This is a genomic window from Arthrobacter alkaliphilus (assembly GCF_021483235.1).
GTDB classification, from domain to species: domain Bacteria; phylum Actinomycetota; class Actinomycetes; order Actinomycetales; family Micrococcaceae; genus Arthrobacter; species Arthrobacter alkaliphilus.
In genome coordinates this window covers 192,567-209,455 of sequence record NZ_JAKEEC010000002.1, presented here as the reverse complement: position 1 = coordinate 209,455, position 16,889 = coordinate 192,567, and the positions used below count along the sequence as shown (strand labels likewise).

Here is a 16,889-nt window from a genome sequence, read left to right as displayed (position 1 = left end):
AGGCTACAAGCGCCCCGCGGCCTTCAGCCGAATGTAGGCGTCCGCCAGGAGCGGCGGCAGTTCCAACGGCTCGGCGTCCACTACCTCCGCCCCGAGCTGGCGCAATTGGGCGCTGACGGCCTCACGGTCCAGGAGGGCTCGTTCGGCGGCCGAAGCGCGGAAGACCTGGCTCGCGGTGGTGCGTTCTTTCTTCATCCGGCCCAGGAGCGGGTCCCGCACCGATCCAAGCAGCACGGTGTGCTGCCGCACGAGTTGCGCCACCAGGGGAATGAGCCCTTCCTCGGGGGCGCCGCTGTCGAGGGAGGTCAACAGGACCACGAGGGAACGGTGCGCCGAGATGGCCCGTACTTGCGCCGGGATCGCGGCCCAGTCCATCTCGATCAATTCGGCCCCAAGCGGAGCCATTGCCTGGACCAACGAACCGAGGAGATTGCCTTTGGCCGCTGAATCGACGCGCCCGCGGACGCGCCTGTCGAAGGCGAAGAAGTCCACGCGGTCTCCGCCGCGCTCAGCCAGCACGGCCAAGAGGAGAGCCGCTTCGATCCCGGTGTCGAGGCGGGGTTCGTCGTCGATCCGGGCTGCTGCCGTGCGCGAAGTATCGAGCATGATGACGACGCGGCGGTCCCGTTCGGGCCGCCAGGTCCGGACGACGACGGCGGTGCGCCGGGCGGTTGCCCGCCAGTCGATGGAGCGCACATCGTCGCCCCGGACATAGTCACGGAGGGAATCGAATTCCGTGCCGGCGCCGCGGATCTGCACGGCCGCTTTGCCGTCGAGCTCCCGGAGTTTGCGCAGTTTGGACGGCAAATGCCGCTTCGAATTGAACGGCGGCAGGACGCGAAGACGGCCGGGGAGGACCACGGTGCGCTGCCTGGCGGCCAGGCCAAGCGGCCCGAACGAACGCAGCGTTACGTGCGGTGCCGCCAAGTCCCCGCGCCGCGTGGGCTTCAGGACTACCGACATTCGCCGCCGCTCGCCGGCCGGGATTTTAAGACGTTGGACCGGCGCAACGGCCCCCGCGGAGGGTTGCCAGGCGTCACGCACCATTGCGCGGAAGGTCCGCCGGTTGCGGTTTTCCAGCGTGAGAACCGACTCCGTGTCCGCGTGCAGCGTGACATTCCGGGGATCCTTCCGCTGCAGCGCGATTTTGGCCGGTGACGCGGCCATCAGGACGTCGCCCAGCACCAGGGCCAGCAGCGCGGCGGCGGCGAGAAGCACGGTGCCCCACGCGGGAATCAGGAGCAGGGCGGCCAATGCCGCGAAAGCCAGCAGCACAAAACGGCCTGTGATTGCCATTTAGTGCTCCCCGAGGCCGTGGGTCACGAAGTGGAAAGTCATGAGGCGAGGCCGATCAGCGCGGCACGGCAACAGAGGCCAGGATGCTGCCGAGGACATCATCCACGCGCACACCGTCCATTTGGGCTTCAGGCCGCAGCCCGACACGGTGCCGCAAGCACGGCAGGGAGAGCGCTTTGACGTCGTCGGGGGTGACGAAGTTCCGTCCTGACAGCCATGCCCAGGCACGCGATGTGTTGAGCAACGCCGTAGCCCCGCGCGGGGAGACTCCCAGCTGGAACGACGGCGCCGCCCGGGTCGCCCGTACGATGTCCACGATGTAGCCGAGGATCTCGGGCGCCACCGTCACCTCGGCCACCGCATCGCGGGCGTTCTCGAGTTCGGCGGCCCCGGCCACGGGCCGGACTCCCGCGGCCAGGAGATTGCGCGGATCGAAACCTTCCGAGTGCCTGCGGACCACCTCGATCTCTTCGGCACGTCCGGGCAGCGGCATGGAGAGCTTGAGGAGGAAACGGTCCAGCTGGGCTTCGGGCAGGGGATAGGTTCCCTCATACTCGACGGGGTTCTGCGTGGCGGCAACAATGAACGGCGACGGCAAGGGCCGGGAGAGTCCATCCACGGATACTTGGCGCTCCTCCATTGCTTCCAGAAGCGAAGCCTGGGTCTTCGGAGGCGTCCGGTTGATTTCGTCCGCCAGCATGATGTTGGTGAACACCGGTCCTTCCCGGAAAGTGAATTCCGAGGTGTGCGAGTCGTAGACGAGCGAGCCCGTCACGTCACCCGGCATGAGGTCCGGAGTGAACTGGACACGCTTCGTATCCAGGCTCAGCGCCGTGGACAGGGAACGCACCAGGAGGGTTTTCGCCACTCCCGGAACACCCTCAAGCAGGACGTGGCCCCCGCAGAGCAGGGCGATGAGCATGCCCGTCACTGTTGCATCCTGCCCGACGACGGCCTTGCCCACTTCGTGGCGGACGTCGAGCAGGGCTTTGCGGGCGGAGTCGGAGCCCGCAGGGGCCTGTGCTTGTTCCCCCGGCTGCGCCGGACCTCCTTGATACTCAGAGCTGCCGTCTATGTAGCTGCTTGCCTGATTACTGTGTGCATGGTTGCTCATGGGGCTGTTGCCTCCTGCTCGAGTGTTTCAATCCTTTGTGCCCAGTGGACAAGTTCCGATTCGGTGCGCGGGCGGTGGTCCAGCAGGACCATCCGCAGTTCCCGCGCCGGATGGTTGACTTTTCGGGAAACGGCCTCGAGGACGGCATTTGCGGGGGCCTCGGGGCCGAGCCGGAAGTGCTTGGCAAGCCTGGTCAAGGTGCCGGCCCGGAGATTGTCGGCTGCCTGGCCGACAGCGCGGGAATCCTGGTAGAGACGGGCGCGGCCTTCGGCGGTCTCTACCGCCTTGACCACCACTGGCAGTGGCTCGAACACGAGCGGACCAAGCCGCCTGCCCCGCCACAACACAGCGAGCAATGCGACTACTGCTACCCACAATCCCAGGAAGCCGACCCACGGGGGAGCCAATTCATCCAGGGTGGGTGGCCTGCCATCATTCGGTACGTCACTGAGTCCGGGGAGGTACCATACGAGATCCTGCGTGGGCCCAAGTGTCCGAAGCGCCAGTGCGGCATTGCCCTCGACCTGCAGGAGATCGTTGCTGAGAAGGGCCGTGCTGCCGAGGATCACCAGCCGGCCGTCGGCGCTGGCAGCGTACACGCCGCCGTCGTTGTTGCTGGGCCGGTAGCAGGTCACATCGGCTCCTTTGTAAAGGAGTGCGCCCTTGACGGAAATTCTCCCTGCAACGGTCGCATCCGTTTGCCCGCATCCCGCTTCCAGCGTTGACGTTCCGTTGGGAACCACCCCGGCGTTCCGGATCTGGCGGCTAAGCCCGGCCAGGGTCCGGTATCCGGGAGCCACGACCACCAGGCGGCCGGCCGATTTCTGCAAGGTGTGCAACTGGGCGGAATCGAGATAGCCGTTGCGGTCATACACCAAGACTGTGGCCCGGGGTTTTCCGGCGAGCAGTGAGGTTGTCGCCGCGAACGAATCGGATGGGGTGACCGTCACTCCCTGCCGCCTGAGGATTTCCGCCGCGGCCATGGCCCCATCGGGAGCGGCATTGCCGGCAGAGAGGGACGCGGTATCAGGGTTCGAAGGGGACTGGGCCACGGTGACAACGCCCAGGGCCGCCACGATGGTCCCGATGATGATCCAGGCCATATGGCGGCGCGACCAGGCCCGCAACCTCAGGGACCACCGGGCTGCCTGGACATCGGCCGTCATCGCGGTACCGCCAATCCGTTGGCGGACTTCCCGGCGAAATCGGGTTTCATGGCCGATAGCCTGGTGTCCAATGCCAGGATGGCGGCATGGTCGGAAGCGGTGGCTGGCGCCTTTCCGTATTTCACGCGGTCGAAAGTCCTTGCGGCTTCTTCGAGCCGCGAACCGGCGTCCCCGAACGCCCGCCCCAATTGGGCAGCTGCTTCGTCCGCGGTCCGGCCAGGCTGGACTTCAATGACTGCCCGGTCCTCCGCAGCACGAACCACAGCGCGGAACTGTTCGACGACGGCCGTTTGCCAGTCCTCACGGCTTGCGGCGGCTGATGCCCGGGCTCGGAACGCATCGGCATCAAGTGCAGGCCCGCCGTCGAAAACCTTCGCCGAGGCCTTCTTCCGCGCGTTGAGCCTCGGCCTGACGACAATCACTGCAACCACGATGAGGACCACGGCCAGAGCGCCGATCAGCGGCACGCCGATATTCGCTCCGCTGATGGATTCGCCGTTCAAGGAACGGAGCCAGTCGAGGAATTGATTCCAGATCTCGGCAATCCAACTTGGCTTGGCCGATGCGTACTGCGGCTTGGACAATTCTTCGGCCGCCCATCGCTGGGCGTCCCCGCGGTCCGGATCAACAGGAGGCTCGAAGGATGCGAGAACAATGGCAAGGGACGTGGAGACGGGGATCATCCTTGTGGAGAGCCTTGAGCGGTGTTCGGCGGCCATGGTTGCGCACCGGCTTGGCGCATCCGGCGCCGGCCGGGAACGCCGTCCGGATCTTCTCCGGTCTCCAGAAGCCGCAGGAGCTCCAGGTCCAGCCCGTCCCGCCGCATCCTCAGGTCCATGTACAGCAGGGCTGCCACGGAGGTTTGGAAGGCGAAGCCGACTGCGCTTACGAGGACCCCTACGACCATCGAGACCACCGCGAGGACAATCTCCGTCGTCGTCACTTGCGAGGCGCCGGCGTGGGGTGCGAACACGGAGTTGATCCCCCCGGAAGCCAGGCCAAGGGGAATCTGGATGATCTGTCCGATGAAACTCACCATGACGGACACCAGCAGCATGATTCCGAAGATCCGCCACCAATTCCGGTGGGTCAGGGTCCACGAACGCCGAAGACCGGCAAACACGCCGAGTTCTTCCACCGTGATGGCGGCAGGGGCGACCAACAGTTTCGTGTAGATCCAAACAACTACCGCGGCGATGCCGAGTACCAACGGGAAAAGCAACAGCACCCCGGCCGGTCCCAATCCGGCCAAAATCATGGCGGCCAGCAAGAACACGACCCCGAAGAGCAGCAGCGATCCGGCAATGAGGAGGAAGGCAAAGCCTGCAAGGGGCCAAAGACGCGAGCGGGCCAAGGACCACATTTGCTTGAACCCGGTGGGCCGGTTCAACGCGGACCTTGCGACGGGGATGGCCATGATGCCCTGGAGGATGGATGCGAGAGCCATGGCGAGCAAGGAAACGCCCATGAACGCGGCAACGGTGCTAAAGAGCGGGCCAAGATAGCTGTTCGCCTGGGCTTGGCTCGTGAACCCTCCTACAGGGGGTTGGGCCATCCCGAGCATGCCGAGCGCTGCCACCCCGCTCAACGCCCCAGTGATGGCTTGGACAATGAGGGCGGATCCGAACATGGTCTTTGCGTTCCGGCGGACGGTCTGAAAGGCGCCGTCCATGATCTCGCCGAAGAAGAGCGGCCGGAGGGGCACGATTCCGGGTTTCGGGGGAGCGACATAGCGCGGCTGCCCATATGGGGGCGGACCGCCCGCGGGCCAGCGCGGATCGATCTGCGTGCCCCACGGCTGCCCGGGATGCTGCGGGGCGCCCCACTGCGGCTGCGCGCCCCATTGCGGCTGGGGTCCGGGTTGCGGTGCGCCCCACGGCGGCTGGTTCCCGGGTTGTGGCTGCGCGCCCCATTGCGGCTGGGGTCCGGGGTGCGGTGCGCCCCACGGCGGCTGGTTCCCGGGTTGTGGCTGCGCGCCCCATTGCGGCTGGGGTCCGGGGTGCGGTGCGCCCCACGGCGGCTGGTTCCCGGGTTGTGGCTGCGCGCCCCATTGCGGCTGGGTCCCGGGTTGCGGTGCGCCCCACGGCGGCTGTGCGCCCCACGGTGGCCGCGGTCCCTGTTCAGGCCGGTAACCCGGATCGGGATGTGACACGTTTTCCTCCCCAAAAAAGCTGCGTCCGCGGCAATGCACGGACCCCGAAAGGGCCCGTGCGCACCAGCCTATAGTTCCGTCGTCGTGCCTCATAGCCCATTTGCTTGCAGGCTGCAGCGCGCCATGCCGGGAGGGGGCTCAACGGGACAAAGGCTTGGTGATAAGGGAATATGTAACTATGAAGGCACGCATCCTGGTAGTAGACGACGACGAAGCGCTGGCCGAAATGATCGGGATCGTGCTGCGGAACGACGGCTTCGACCCGGTTTTTTGTGCGGACGGCGGGCAGGCACTGGAGGTGTTCCGTTCCTCCAAGCCGGATCTGGTACTGCTTGACCTGATGCTGCCCGGATCGGACGGTATCGAAGTATGCCGCCAGATCCGCGGGGAGTCGGACGTTCCCATCGTCATGCTCACCGCCAAGTCGGACACTTCCGACGTCGTCCGTGGTCTTGAATCCGGTGCTGACGACTACGTGCCAAAGCCTTTTAAGCCGGCCGAGCTCGTGGCCCGGGTCCGCGCCCGGCTGCGTCCGGGAGACCAGAAGGCACCAGAGACCTTGCGGATTGCCGACGTCACCATCGACGTCGCGGGCCATTTGGTGACACGCGGCGGGGAGCGGATTTCCCTGACGCCCCTGGAATTCGATCTGCTGGTCGCGTTGGCGCGCAAGCCTTGGCAGGTCTTCACCCGTGAACTGCTCCTTGAGCAGGTTTGGGGCTACCGCCACGCTGCCGACACCCGCCTGGTCAATGTCCATGTCCAGCGCCTGCGGTCCAAGATCGAGCGTGACCCGGAGGCTCCTGAAGTTGTATTGACGGTTCGTGGTGTCGGATATAAAGCAGGCGCCTGAGTCTTCCACCGGCGAGCCTGGCGTTGACCACGAGGCCCCGGAGGGCAAGGTCAAACACCCCGTTCCAGGACATCCTGTCCCGGAACACACGGATGCCCGTGCATTGAATCTCCCGTGGCTCCGGGAACGCGCCCGCATTTGGACGCGCCGCGCCCTGATTCTGGCACTGCGCGTCTCCCGCCTTGTCGTGACGGGACTTCGCCACATCCGGCCAGGAATCCGCTACTTGTGGCGCGCCCTGCTGCGCCGTTGGCGCCGCTCCCTCGAATTCAGGACGGTCGCCGTGACAATCGTCCTGTCGGTAGTGTCATTTGCGGTGGTGGGTGCGTATCTGTCGAACCAAATAGCTAACAACTTGTTCCAGGAGCGTTTGAAGCAAGCGGAGTCGGAGAGCCGTTACTACGTCAAACAAGTCCAAGACACCTTCGACGGTTCGCAGGCCAACGACCAATCGAGCGTCATCACCCTCGTTTACGACACCCTCAAGGCGGTGGAGGGCAACGGCTCGGTCATCCAGCGCAGATACGTCTTCGAAGCGCTGCCCGAACAGACAAAGCCCCGCAACCGCTGGGTTGAATCGCGGGCCTCGGACCAGTTGACCGTCCGCGTCATTCCTCCGGCACTTCGCAAGGCCGTGCAGGAGTCCGGCAAGGACCAGTACTGGGCCTCCACCGAGTTCCCGGTGGGCAACCAGGACCACCCCGGTATCGCCGTCGGAAACAAGGTCACCTTCAACGGCACGGTCTACGAGCTCTACCTCCTCTATGACCTGGATACCGCCCAACAAACCCTGGACGAAATCCAGAACGTGCTGTGGGCGGGCGGAGCCGCACTCATCCTGATGATCGGCGGCATTGCCTGGTACGTGACCCGGAACGTCGTGAGCCCGGTGAGCCATGCCGCCGTCGTATCCGAGAAGCTGGCCGCAGGCCAGTTGCAGGAGCGGATGGTGGTAAAGGGCGAAGACGAGGTGGCCAGGCTTGGCGCGTCCTTCAACCACATGGCCGCGAGCCTGCAGGAGCAGATCACGCAGCTGGCCACGTTGTCCCAGATGCAGCAGCGGTTCGTCTCCGATGTGTCCCACGAACTGCGGACACCGCTTACGACCGTCCGGATGGCAGCCGAAGTGTTGTTCGATGCCCGCGATGACTTCGACCCCGTCAACAAGCGCTCCGCCGAACTGCTGTACAACCAGGTGGAGCGCTTCCAGTCGCTGCTCTCGGACCTGCTGGAGATCTCGCGGTTCGACGCCGGAGCGGCCGTTTTGGACGCGGAGCCGACGGACATCTTCCAGGTCGTGTCCCATGTCATCGAGGGCGCTTCGCCCGTTGCCGCCGAGTACGGCTCCGAAGTCCGCCTTACCTCGCGCCAGAAGAGCATCATCGTGGAGATGGACGCCCGCAGGATCGACCGCATCCTGCGGAACCTGCTGCTCAACGCCGTCGAGCATGGCGAGGGGAAACCTGTCCATGTTTCTGTTGCGGCCAACCAGGAGGCCGTCGCCATCTCTGTGCGCGACTTCGGCATCGGGATGACCGAGGCAGAAGCCGCGCGGGTCTTTGACCGTTTTTGGCGCGCCGATCCGGCCCGTGCGCGGACCACGGGCGGCAGTGGACTGGGACTCTCCATCGCGGCAGAGGACACGAAGCTCCATAACGGTTGGTTGCAGGCGTGGGGGCGCAGGGGAGCCGGTTCCAACTTCCGGCTCACGCTGCCTCTCAAGAAGGGTGGCACGATCGTGAAATCGCCGTTGCAGCTCGAACCCGCGGACATCCGTTTGCCGGGGGCCGCTCCTGAGCGCCAGATGCTCGTTTTGGATGCGGGCGAGGCGCCCGTCGAGCGCGGTTCCGCGGCCCCGACAGTACCTCCGGCGGATAACGACGACGCCGACAACGCCCAGGGGGGAACGGCCCCGTGACTTACCGACCCCCTTACCGCTCCGGGCGCCGTTACGTGCTAAAGGCCATGATCGCCGTTTTGGCCGTCCTCATGGTGGTCCTCAGCTCCTGCGCCCAGATCCCGCGGTCCGGCCCGGTGGGAAAGAGCAAGGATGAAAGCGCGGGCAACCCGAACGCTCCCGTTTTCTTCCCTCCGCCACCGCACCCGGGCGCCACACCGGAGTCCATCATCGAAGACTTCTATGGTGCAGGCAGCGGCTACGAAGGTGACTACGCCGTGGCCCGGCAGTACCTCACACAGGCGCTGTCCGTCAGCTGGAAGTCGGACCAACGCACGCTGGTCTACCGGAAGGCCGCCGTGGTCAAGACCGGTGTGGAGAACGAATTCAAATACCAACTGGACGTTGCCTATGCGGTCGACGCCCACGGCGTCGCGACCCAGTTCCCCGAAGGAACCACTCAGACCATTCCGGTGACCCTGGAGCAGGTCGACGGCGAATGGCGGATCTCTGCGGTCCCGGACGGCACGGCGATCCCGGAAGAGACGTTCAAGGTCATCTACGCGGCCCAGCCCATCTATTTCTACGACCCCACGTTCACATATGCGGTTCCGGACGTCCGGTGGTTCATCAAGAAGAACACCGTCAAGGCCATGACCAGCGCTTTGCTCAACGGTCCAGCGCCCTACCTCCAGGGCGCGGTCGTCAGTGCTTTTCCGTCCGGGATGAAGCTGGCCAGGGAGTCGGTGCCGGTGGTGTCGGGAGCCGCCCAAGTGGACCTTTCCGCCAAGGAACTGGGGGAGGCGTCCGCCGAGGACCGGCAGCGGATGCAAAACCAGCTGGCCTTGACCTTCCGTAGCCAGCCGGACGTGGTGAACGTTCAATTGCGTGCCGACCAGGATCTTGTCCGCGTGGAGGACAACGGTTCGGTCCTGCCTCCCGTGCTCGAGAAGAACGCCCCTGCGCGCCAAATCGCCATCAGCAACGGGGAACTGGCGCGCTACGAGAACAACAGGGTCTCGGCCCTCCCCGACATGCAGCCGACAGCCGGATTGAACCCGACCGCTCCCGCCGAGTCCCCGACGTCCCAGGCCGTAGCCTTCCTCAACGGTCCCGGAACCACCTTGTATTCGATGATTCCGGGCCAGCCACCCCGCCAATTGACAACCAGGAGCACCCTCAGCCATCCGTCCTTCAGCCCGCAGGACTGGGTCTGGACAGCAGGTCCCGGAGCCAGCGGTGCCACCGAAGTCGTGGCGTTCAAACCGTCCAACGTAGCCCAGGACCAGCCTGTACCCACCGTGACGATCACACCGGCATGGTTGAAAGGGCGCGTGGTGAGGGACCTGCGGATATCCCGTGAAGGAACGCGCGCACTGGTGATCTCCGAGATGAACGGCAAATCCTCGGTCCAGGTGACGGGTATTGTCCGCAACCCTGACGGCACTCCCAAGGATCTGACCGCACCCATAACCTTGTTCACTTCCGCTCCCGTTGATCAAGGGGTGTGGGTCAATTCCACGACGGTCGCGGTAATGAAGGCCTCCGCAACCGAGAACGTGGTTCCCGAACTGTTGTCTTTGACATCAAGCCAACCCCAGCTGTTGCCGGCGTGGCCGAACCTGACGACAATCAGCGCGGGCAACGGACCGGAGCAGGTTTACGGACAGTCGGCCGCGGGCGTGTTCCAACGGGTGGGCAACGGCTGGGAATTGCAACTCAAGGGTCCGGTCGACCCGTCATTCCCGGGCTAGGCCCTTTTTTCGCGGCTCTCAGGGAACCGCGCGGTTTTCCACATGGCGCGTTTCAGGCATGGTGGAAGGTGGCCGATACGCCGGATGCTTGGGCCATGGGTGCAGAGAGCCGCCGCCGGATGCGTGACCCGGACTGCACTACCGCCCCCGACGACGGCGCGCGCCACAAGGGAGTGCCTACGGCGAGGCTGGCGAGGCTCGCGCAAGGTGTCGGCGAAGCCTTCGCCGAGTTGCTGGCCGTGCTGGCCCCGGTGGAATGTGTGTGCTGCGGTTCCGAAGATTCGGCCCTCTGCGGAACCTGTGCAAGGCGCCTGCGCCTCCTGTGCACCCGGCCATTCCGGGCGGAAGGACAGGCGCCGGCTTTGCTCACGGAAAACGGCGCCGCGATCCTGCCCGTCGTCGCGGGCGCACACTATCGCGACGAACTGGCCCAAGCCCTGCTGTCGTTCAAGCACCTGGGCCAGGGACGCTTGGCGTCCGTGCTCGCGCCGGCACTGGGCAAGGCCATCCGGACCGCCGTTGGGGACGGGGCAGGCATCTGCCTTGTGCCCGTTCCCACCACGAATGCGGCCTTTCGGCGCCGCGGATTCAGTCCGGTCCATCTCTTGCTTGGCCGCCTGGGACGAGTGGGTGCTTTGCCGGGCCTGCATGTTGCGGATGCCCTGAAGAAGGCGCCCGGACCGGGGCGCGGGCAGAAGGGCTTGGGCCGCGGAGAGCGTGAGCGCCGTGTCCGCGGTTCCATGACCGTTCGCTTGCTCCGCAAGCGTTCCCTGCAGGGCAAGGCTTGCGTCATCGTCGACGACGTCCTCACTACGGGCGCCACCCTCGCCGAAGCCGCGCGGGCAGTGACGGCTGCGGGAGGGGTGGTGTGCGGCGCGGTGGTCCTTGCCGCCACCCGCCCGCCGGCTGCTGCCGAGTCCCCTGCCCATGGGCCGGTCACACCAGGCCCGCGCTGACTCAAACAAAAAATAAGTTACGAAAGGATGAATTACCACTGGCGATGAACTAACGTCGGTTATGGGTACCGAGAACAGATGTACCTGTCGATAGCGGCTCGGAAAGGGGCTCGACTGTCCGTCAGATCAGCCCCCGGAAGCGCCCTTATCGTGTCACCTGAGTTGTTTGGAGGGCACCATGGAGTTCATGATCAGCGGCCGTAATCTGACCGTTTCGGATCGCTTCCGCGAGTATGCCGGCGAGAAGATTTCAAAGATTGAATCGCTTGGGGACAAGGTCCAGAGGGTTGACGCGAAGGTTTCGAAGGAAACCAACCCGCGCCAGACACCGGGCCAGCTCACGGTGGAAGTGACAGTTCTGGGGCGAGGCCCCGTGATCCGGGCCGAAGCCAGCGCCGCTGACAAGTTTGCCGCCTTTGATCTTGCCTACAGCAAGCTGCTCGAGAGGCTCCGGAGGGCCAAGGACCGCAAGAAGGTCCACCACGGCCGCCACACCCCCAAAGCCGTTCGTGAGGCTACTGCGACGCTTGAGCCAGCCAGCACGAGCGAACCCATTTACGTTGAGGCCAGCAACCACCAGGAGCCAACGACGCCACCGGCGGAGAACTCGGCCTACGACCTGGACGGCGACATTCCGGCCGGTGATTCCCCGGTCCTGATTCGTCGCAAGGTTTTCCCCGCCGCCTCGCTCACCCTCGATGACGCGGTGGACAACATGGAATTGGTCGGCCACAATTTCTACCTGTTCGTTGACAAGGAAACCAACACGCCGTCGGTTGTGTACCGGCGCCGTGGCTGGACGTATGGAGTAATCACCCTCGACTCCACCTGTGAACCGGGAGACGAACCCGTGGAGGAAAAGGTCCTCGTTTACCGTTCGAATGAGCAGGCCGCCAGGGCCTAGGCTGCATTCGCAATTCCTATGAAAGGACTGGCATGGCCGCTTCGCTGAGCCTGTCACAGGCACGGCGGATTGCATTGGCAGCCCAAGGACTTGACAAGGAACGGCCCACCGGCCCCGTGACTTCACGGGCGGTGGGCCGCACCTTTGCCCGCCTCCAGGTGGTCCAGATCGACTCCGTCAATGTCCTCTCACGCAGTCATTACCTCCCCTTCTTCTCAAGGCTTGGCAACTACGACCGAAGCATCCTTCACGCGATGGCCAGCCGAAGTCCGCGGCGCATGATGGAGTACTGGGCGCATGAGGCGAGCTTCATCCGCCCGGAACACTTCCAGGATCTGTTGCTGTGGCAAAACCGTGCGTGGGTGGGCGCCGCCCACTTGGAACACGGAATCCGGGAGGACATGGCCAACCGGATCCTCCACACGCTGGCAACCGCGCGCCCCATGACTGCCGCGCAACTGACGGCGCACCTGGGGCACCAGGAAGACCGGCAGCACGATAACTGGGGCTGGAACTGGAACCTGGTCAAGCGGGTTTTGGAGCACCTGTTCGAAGAGGGACTCGTCACGGCCGCATCGAGGACAGAGCAGTTCGAGCGCCGGTACACACTGACATCGCGGGTCCTTCCGCCCGGATTGCCTGAGGTCGTCGCCCGGGCAGGAGCCCTCGCGGCCGGCTCCGAGCTGTCGACGGCGGCGATGGACAGGCTGATCGACGCAGCAGCCCAGGCCCACGGCATTGGAACAATCCGTTGTTTTGCCGACTACTTCCGGACCCCCTTGAAGGCCGCCGCGGCGTCGGTCGGCAGGCTCGTCGACGCCGGCCGCCTTGAGCCCGTCACGGTGCGCGGCTGGGACCGGGCCGTGTACCGGCATGTGGAGGCCCGTGCACCAAGAGCCGCCACCGGCCGCGCCCTGCTGAGCCCGTTCGATTCATTGGTCTTTGAGCGCAAGAGGCTCGAGGAACTGTTCGGCTTCCACTACCGGATCGAAATCTATACGCCCGCGGAGAAGCGCAAGTTCGGTTATTACGTGCTGCCTTTCCTTCTCCGGGACGCCGTGGTGGCACGCGTTGACCTGAAGGCCGACCGCTCGGCCAAGCAACTCCTGGTGCGTGCCGCCCACGCCGAGCCGGACGCCCCGGCGGACTCCGCCGTCGAGCTTGCGGCTGAGCTGCGGCTTATGGCGCAGTGGCTCGGACTCGACGACGTCGTGGTGTCACCGAGGGGCGATCTCTCGCCCGCGCTTGGCGCCGCCGTTGCCCGTGGCTGAGACCCAGGGGTCTGCGCTGGCGGCCGGTGAGCACCTTGCGCTCCGCTCTCAGGGAAACGGGGCCGCGTGGCGTTGGTCTCTCCCGTAGACTAAAAACGCCAGAATTCGGCAGCTTGAGACTGGGAGCAACTTTACGTGGCATCACTTATCGAAAAACTTCTCCGCACGGGTGACAAAAAAACCCTGAGGCAACTGCGGACCTACGCCGATTCCATCAACGCACTCGAAGACTCCTTCAAGACTTTCTCCGATGCCGAGTTGCGCGAGGAGACGGACAGGCTGCGTGCCCGTCACGTGGACGGCGAGAAGCTGGACGATCTCCTGCCGGAGGCTTTCGCAGCCGTGCGTGAAGCTTCCTCCCGAACTCTGGGGATGCGCCACTTCGACGTCCAGCTTATGGGCGGGGCCGCCCTCCACCTCGGCAATATCGCCGAAATGAAGACCGGTGAAGGAAAGACCCTCGTGGCCACCGCGCCGGCCTACCTCAATGCCCTGGCGGGCAAGGGCGTGCACGTCGTGACAGTCAACGACTACCTCGCCGAATACCAGTCCGAACTCATGGGCCGTGTCTACCGCTTCCTCGGCCTCAGCAGCGGTTGCATCCTGTCCAACCAGGATCCCGAAGTGCGCCGCCAGATGTACGCGGCAGACATCACCTACGGCACCAACAACGAATTCGGCTTCGATTACTTGCGCGACAACATGGCGTGGGACAAATCAGAGCTTGTGCAGCGCGGCCACCACTTCGCGATCGTCGACGAAGTCGACTCCATCCTCATCGACGAAGCCCGTACCCCGCTCATTATTTCCGGGCCGGCCCAGGGCGACACGAACCGCTGGTACAGCGAATTCGCCAAGGTCGTGCAGCGCCTGCAGCCTGAAATCGACTACGAAGTCGACGAAAAGAAGCGCACCGTCGGCGTTCTCGAGGCCGGCATCGAAAAGGTCGAGGACTACCTCGGCATCCAGAACCTATACGAATCCGCCAACACGCCGCTCATTGGCTTCTTGAACAACGCCATCAAAGCGAAAGAGCTCTTCAAGCGGGACAAGGACTACGTCATTCTCGACGGCGAAGTCCTCATTGTTGACGAACACACCGGCCGTATCCTTGCCGGGCGGCGTTACAACGAAGGCATGCACCAGGCGATCGAGGCGAAGGAAAACGTCGAGATCAAGGCCGAGAACCAGACTCTCGCCACCGTGACCCTGCAGAACTACTTCCGCATGTACTCCAAGCTCTCGGGCATGACGGGCACGGCTGAAACCGAGGCCGCAGAGTTCATGAGCACCTACAAGCTTGGCGTAGTGCCTATCCCGACCAACCGGGACATGCAGCGCATCGACCAGCCGGACCTCGTGTACAAGAACGAGATCGTGAAGTTCGAGGCCGTCGTCAAGGACATCGCGGAACGGCACGAAATCGGCCAACCCGTGCTCGTCGGCACCACCAGCGTGGAGAAGAGCGAATACCTTGCCAAGCTGCTGGCCAAAGAAGGCATCCGGCATGAGGTCTTGAACGCAAAGAACCACGCACGAGAGGCCGCGATTGTCGCGCAAGCCGGACGCAAGGGCGCTGTCACGGTAGCTACCAACATGGCCGGCCGTGGTACTGACATCATGCTCGGCGGAAACGCGGAGTTCACGGCCATCGCCGAACTGGCAAAGCGTGGCCTGCACCCTGAAGAGAACTCCGAGGAGTATGAGGCTGCGTGGCCCGAAGCGCTTGAAGCGGCCAAGCAGGCAGTCAAGGACGAGCATGAGGAAGTGCTTGAACTCGGCGGGCTGTATGTACTCGGCACGGAACGCCACGAATCCCGTCGAATCGATAACCAGCTGCGTGGCCGCTCCGGCCGCCAGGGTGACCCGGGGGAGTCCCGCTTCTACCTCTCGCTGACCGATGACCTCATGAGGCTCTTCAACTCCGGAGCTGCCGAGCGCCTCATGAACAGTTCGGTGCCGGACGACGTTGCCCTTGAATCCAAGCTCGTGTCCCGTGCAATCGCTTCGGCCCAGGGCCAGGTTGAAGGGCGGAACGCCGAGCAGCGCAAGAACGTCCTCAAGTACGACGACGTCCTGAACCGCCAGCGTGAAGCCATCTACGGCGACCGCCGGCGGATCCTGGAAGGTGACGACCTGCACGAAAAGGTCCAGTTCTTCCTGGAAGACACCATCAATGCCTTGATCGACGCCGCGACGGCGGAGGGAACCGGGGACGACTGGGACTTCCACCAGTTGTGGACCAACCTCAAGACGCTGTACCCGGTAACGGTTACCGCGCAGGACATCATCGACGAAGCCGGCGGCAAGTCGCGGGTAACCGTTGAATTCCTGAAAAACGAGATCCTTTCGGACGCCCAGCTCGTTTACAAGGAACGGGAAGAAGCAATCGGCTCCGAGAACATGCGCGAGCTTGAACGCAGGGTTGTCCTCTCAGTTCTTGGCCGCAAATGGCAGGAACACCTTTATGAGATGGACTACCTCAAAGAAGGCATCGGCCTGCGCGCCATGGCACAAAGGGATCCCCTGGTCGAGTACCAGCGCGAAGGATTCACGATGTTCCAGAGCATGATGGAAGCAATCCGCGAAGAAAGCGTTGGCTTCCTCTTCAACCTGGAAGTGGAAGTAACGCCCGCCGAGGACGTGGTGGTAGTGGACGGCAGCCCTGAAGGCGGCCACGTGGAACATCACGATCCGCAGATCCGCGCCGCAGGGCTCGAAACCCCCGAAAAGCCGGTTCAACTGCAGTACACGGCGCCTGGCGAAGACGGGGCGACCCAGACCCGCGTCGAGGGGCGCGCCTCGGGTCGCTCAGGCAACCCGGCCAAGGCCGCCGCTGATGACAAGCAGCGCGGGTCCAGCAAGAAGAAGCGCCGCTGACGCGGCAATTGGCCGACGCATGTAGTTGACGACGGCAACCTCGGAAGTGCCCGGCAAGCGGATGCTTGCCGGGCACTTCCGTCACCTGGGCACTTCCGTCAGCCGATTTCAAGGGCGGTAACCCGCCAGGCGCCACTGCTCCCTTCGAGCCTCATGGCGACTGCGCGCGAGCGGAGTTCTTCCGAGACAACCAAACTGGCCTCATAAACTCCGTCATTAACGGCGCAGACACGCACGGAGCGCACCATCGGACTTCGGTGCAGGCGGGATTGCCCGCCCGGGGCCCTGGCAGCGAAGGCGCGCGTCAGTGCGGCCCGATGTTGCAGGGCGCTGAAGCAACCGGGGTCCAGGGTCCGCGAGAGCTGTTGCGCCGGCCGGGTGCCTGCAAGGACTTCGACTGCGGCCTGGGCGATCGTGCGGGCCAGCGCGCGGACCTCGCTGTCAAGGCTACGGATCCGGGCCGATGTGCGGGCAGAGGACGGCCCGCTGCCGTTCGGTCCGTCCGTGCCGGCTTTCGTCCGGGGCCAAGCCGCCATTGAAGGCAAGGCACTAGGTGGCGATGCGGCCTGGAGGACTTCATCGGGCAGGCTGCGGACGGCTCGTGATGCGCTCATGGACTTCCTCGTTTGCTGATTGGTGCTCGGCG

13 protein-coding genes are annotated in these 16,889 nt (G+C 64.5%); 7 read left to right on the top strand and 6 right to left on the bottom strand.

Annotation, left to right across the window (positions count from 1 at the left end; all coding sequences use genetic code 11):
* Positions 1 to 3: 3 nt before the first annotated feature.
* The 5 genes from L0B83_RS03270 to L0B83_RS03250 are packed head-to-tail and all read right to left on the bottom strand — an operon-like array spanning position 4 to position 5,728.
* Positions 4 to 1,296 (bottom strand): DUF58 domain-containing protein, encoded by a 1,293-nt coding sequence (locus tag L0B83_RS03270; RefSeq protein ID WP_234756911.1) that lies wholly within the window; start codon positions 1,294 to 1,296, stop codon positions 4 to 6.
* 55 nt (positions 1,297 to 1,351) lie between these two features.
* Entirely contained in the window at positions 1,352 to 2,410 is a 1,059-nt protein-coding gene (locus L0B83_RS03265) for an AAA family ATPase (protein WP_234756909.1), read from the bottom strand.
* Positions 2,407 to 3,576, bottom strand: coding sequence for a DUF4350 domain-containing protein (locus tag L0B83_RS03260; protein WP_234756908.1), 1,170 nt, complete (start codon positions 3,574 to 3,576; stop codon positions 2,407 to 2,409). The genes L0B83_RS03265 and L0B83_RS03260 overlap by 4 nt, the downstream gene beginning before the upstream one ends.
* A complete protein-coding gene (locus tag L0B83_RS03255; protein ID WP_234756907.1) occupies positions 3,573 to 4,259 on the bottom strand; it encodes a DUF4129 domain-containing protein in 687 nt (228 codons plus the stop codon). Before L0B83_RS03255 ends, L0B83_RS03260 begins: the two co-directional genes overlap by 4 nt.
* Positions 4,256 to 5,728, bottom strand: a complete 1,473-nt coding sequence (locus L0B83_RS03250; RefSeq protein ID WP_234756906.1) for a DUF7847 domain-containing protein — start codon at positions 5,726 to 5,728, stop codon at positions 4,256 to 4,258. The genes L0B83_RS03255 and L0B83_RS03250 overlap by 4 nt, the downstream gene beginning before the upstream one ends.
* 178 nt (positions 5,729 to 5,906) lie before the next feature.
* Between L0B83_RS03250 and mtrA the strand changes: the two genes are divergently transcribed.
* The 7 genes from mtrA to secA all read left to right on the top strand — a co-directional run bounded on the left by mtrA (position 5,907) and on the right by secA (position 16,243).
* Positions 5,907 to 6,581, top strand: coding sequence for an MtrAB system response regulator MtrA (gene mtrA / locus L0B83_RS03245; RefSeq protein ID WP_059387541.1), 675 nt, complete (start codon positions 5,907 to 5,909; stop codon positions 6,579 to 6,581).
* Positions 6,553 to 8,499, top strand: coding sequence for an MtrAB system histidine kinase MtrB (mtrB, locus tag L0B83_RS03240; RefSeq protein WP_234756905.1), 1,947 nt, complete (start codon positions 6,553 to 6,555; stop codon positions 8,497 to 8,499). The genes mtrA and mtrB overlap by 29 nt, the downstream gene beginning before the upstream one ends.
* Before the next feature lie 47 nt (positions 8,500 to 8,546).
* Positions 8,547 to 10,232 carry an LpqB family beta-propeller domain-containing protein gene (locus L0B83_RS03235; protein WP_234756992.1) on the top strand — a complete coding sequence of 562 codons (1,686 nt, stop codon included), beginning with the start codon at positions 8,547 to 8,549 and terminating at the stop codon, positions 10,230 to 10,232.
* 95 nt (positions 10,233 to 10,327) lie between these two features.
* Positions 10,328 to 11,188, top strand: coding sequence for a ComF family protein (locus tag L0B83_RS03230; RefSeq protein ID WP_234756904.1), 861 nt, complete (start codon positions 10,328 to 10,330; stop codon positions 11,186 to 11,188).
* Positions 11,189 to 11,366: 178 nt separating this feature from the next.
* Positions 11,367 to 12,092 carry a ribosome hibernation-promoting factor, HPF/YfiA family gene (gene hpf / locus L0B83_RS03225; RefSeq protein ID WP_234756903.1) on the top strand — a complete coding sequence of 242 codons (726 nt, stop codon included), beginning with the start codon at positions 11,367 to 11,369 and terminating at the stop codon, positions 12,090 to 12,092.
* Between the two features lie 32 nt (positions 12,093 to 12,124).
* A complete protein-coding gene (locus L0B83_RS03220; RefSeq protein WP_234756902.1) occupies positions 12,125 to 13,363 on the top strand; it encodes a winged helix-turn-helix domain-containing protein in 1,239 nt (412 codons plus the stop codon).
* 135 nt (positions 13,364 to 13,498) lie between these two features.
* On the top strand, positions 13,499 to 16,243 hold the full coding sequence (gene secA, locus L0B83_RS03215; protein WP_234756901.1) for a preprotein translocase subunit SecA: 2,745 nt from the start codon (positions 13,499 to 13,501) through the stop codon (positions 16,241 to 16,243).
* Positions 16,244 to 16,341: 98 nt separating this feature from the next.
* Here the strand turns inward: secA and L0B83_RS03210 are convergent, their stop codons facing one another.
* Complete coding sequence (locus L0B83_RS03210; protein ID WP_234756899.1) at positions 16,342 to 16,857, bottom strand: Rv3235 family protein; 516 nt, start codon at positions 16,855 to 16,857, stop codon at positions 16,342 to 16,344.
* Positions 16,858 to 16,889: the final 32 nt, after the last annotated feature.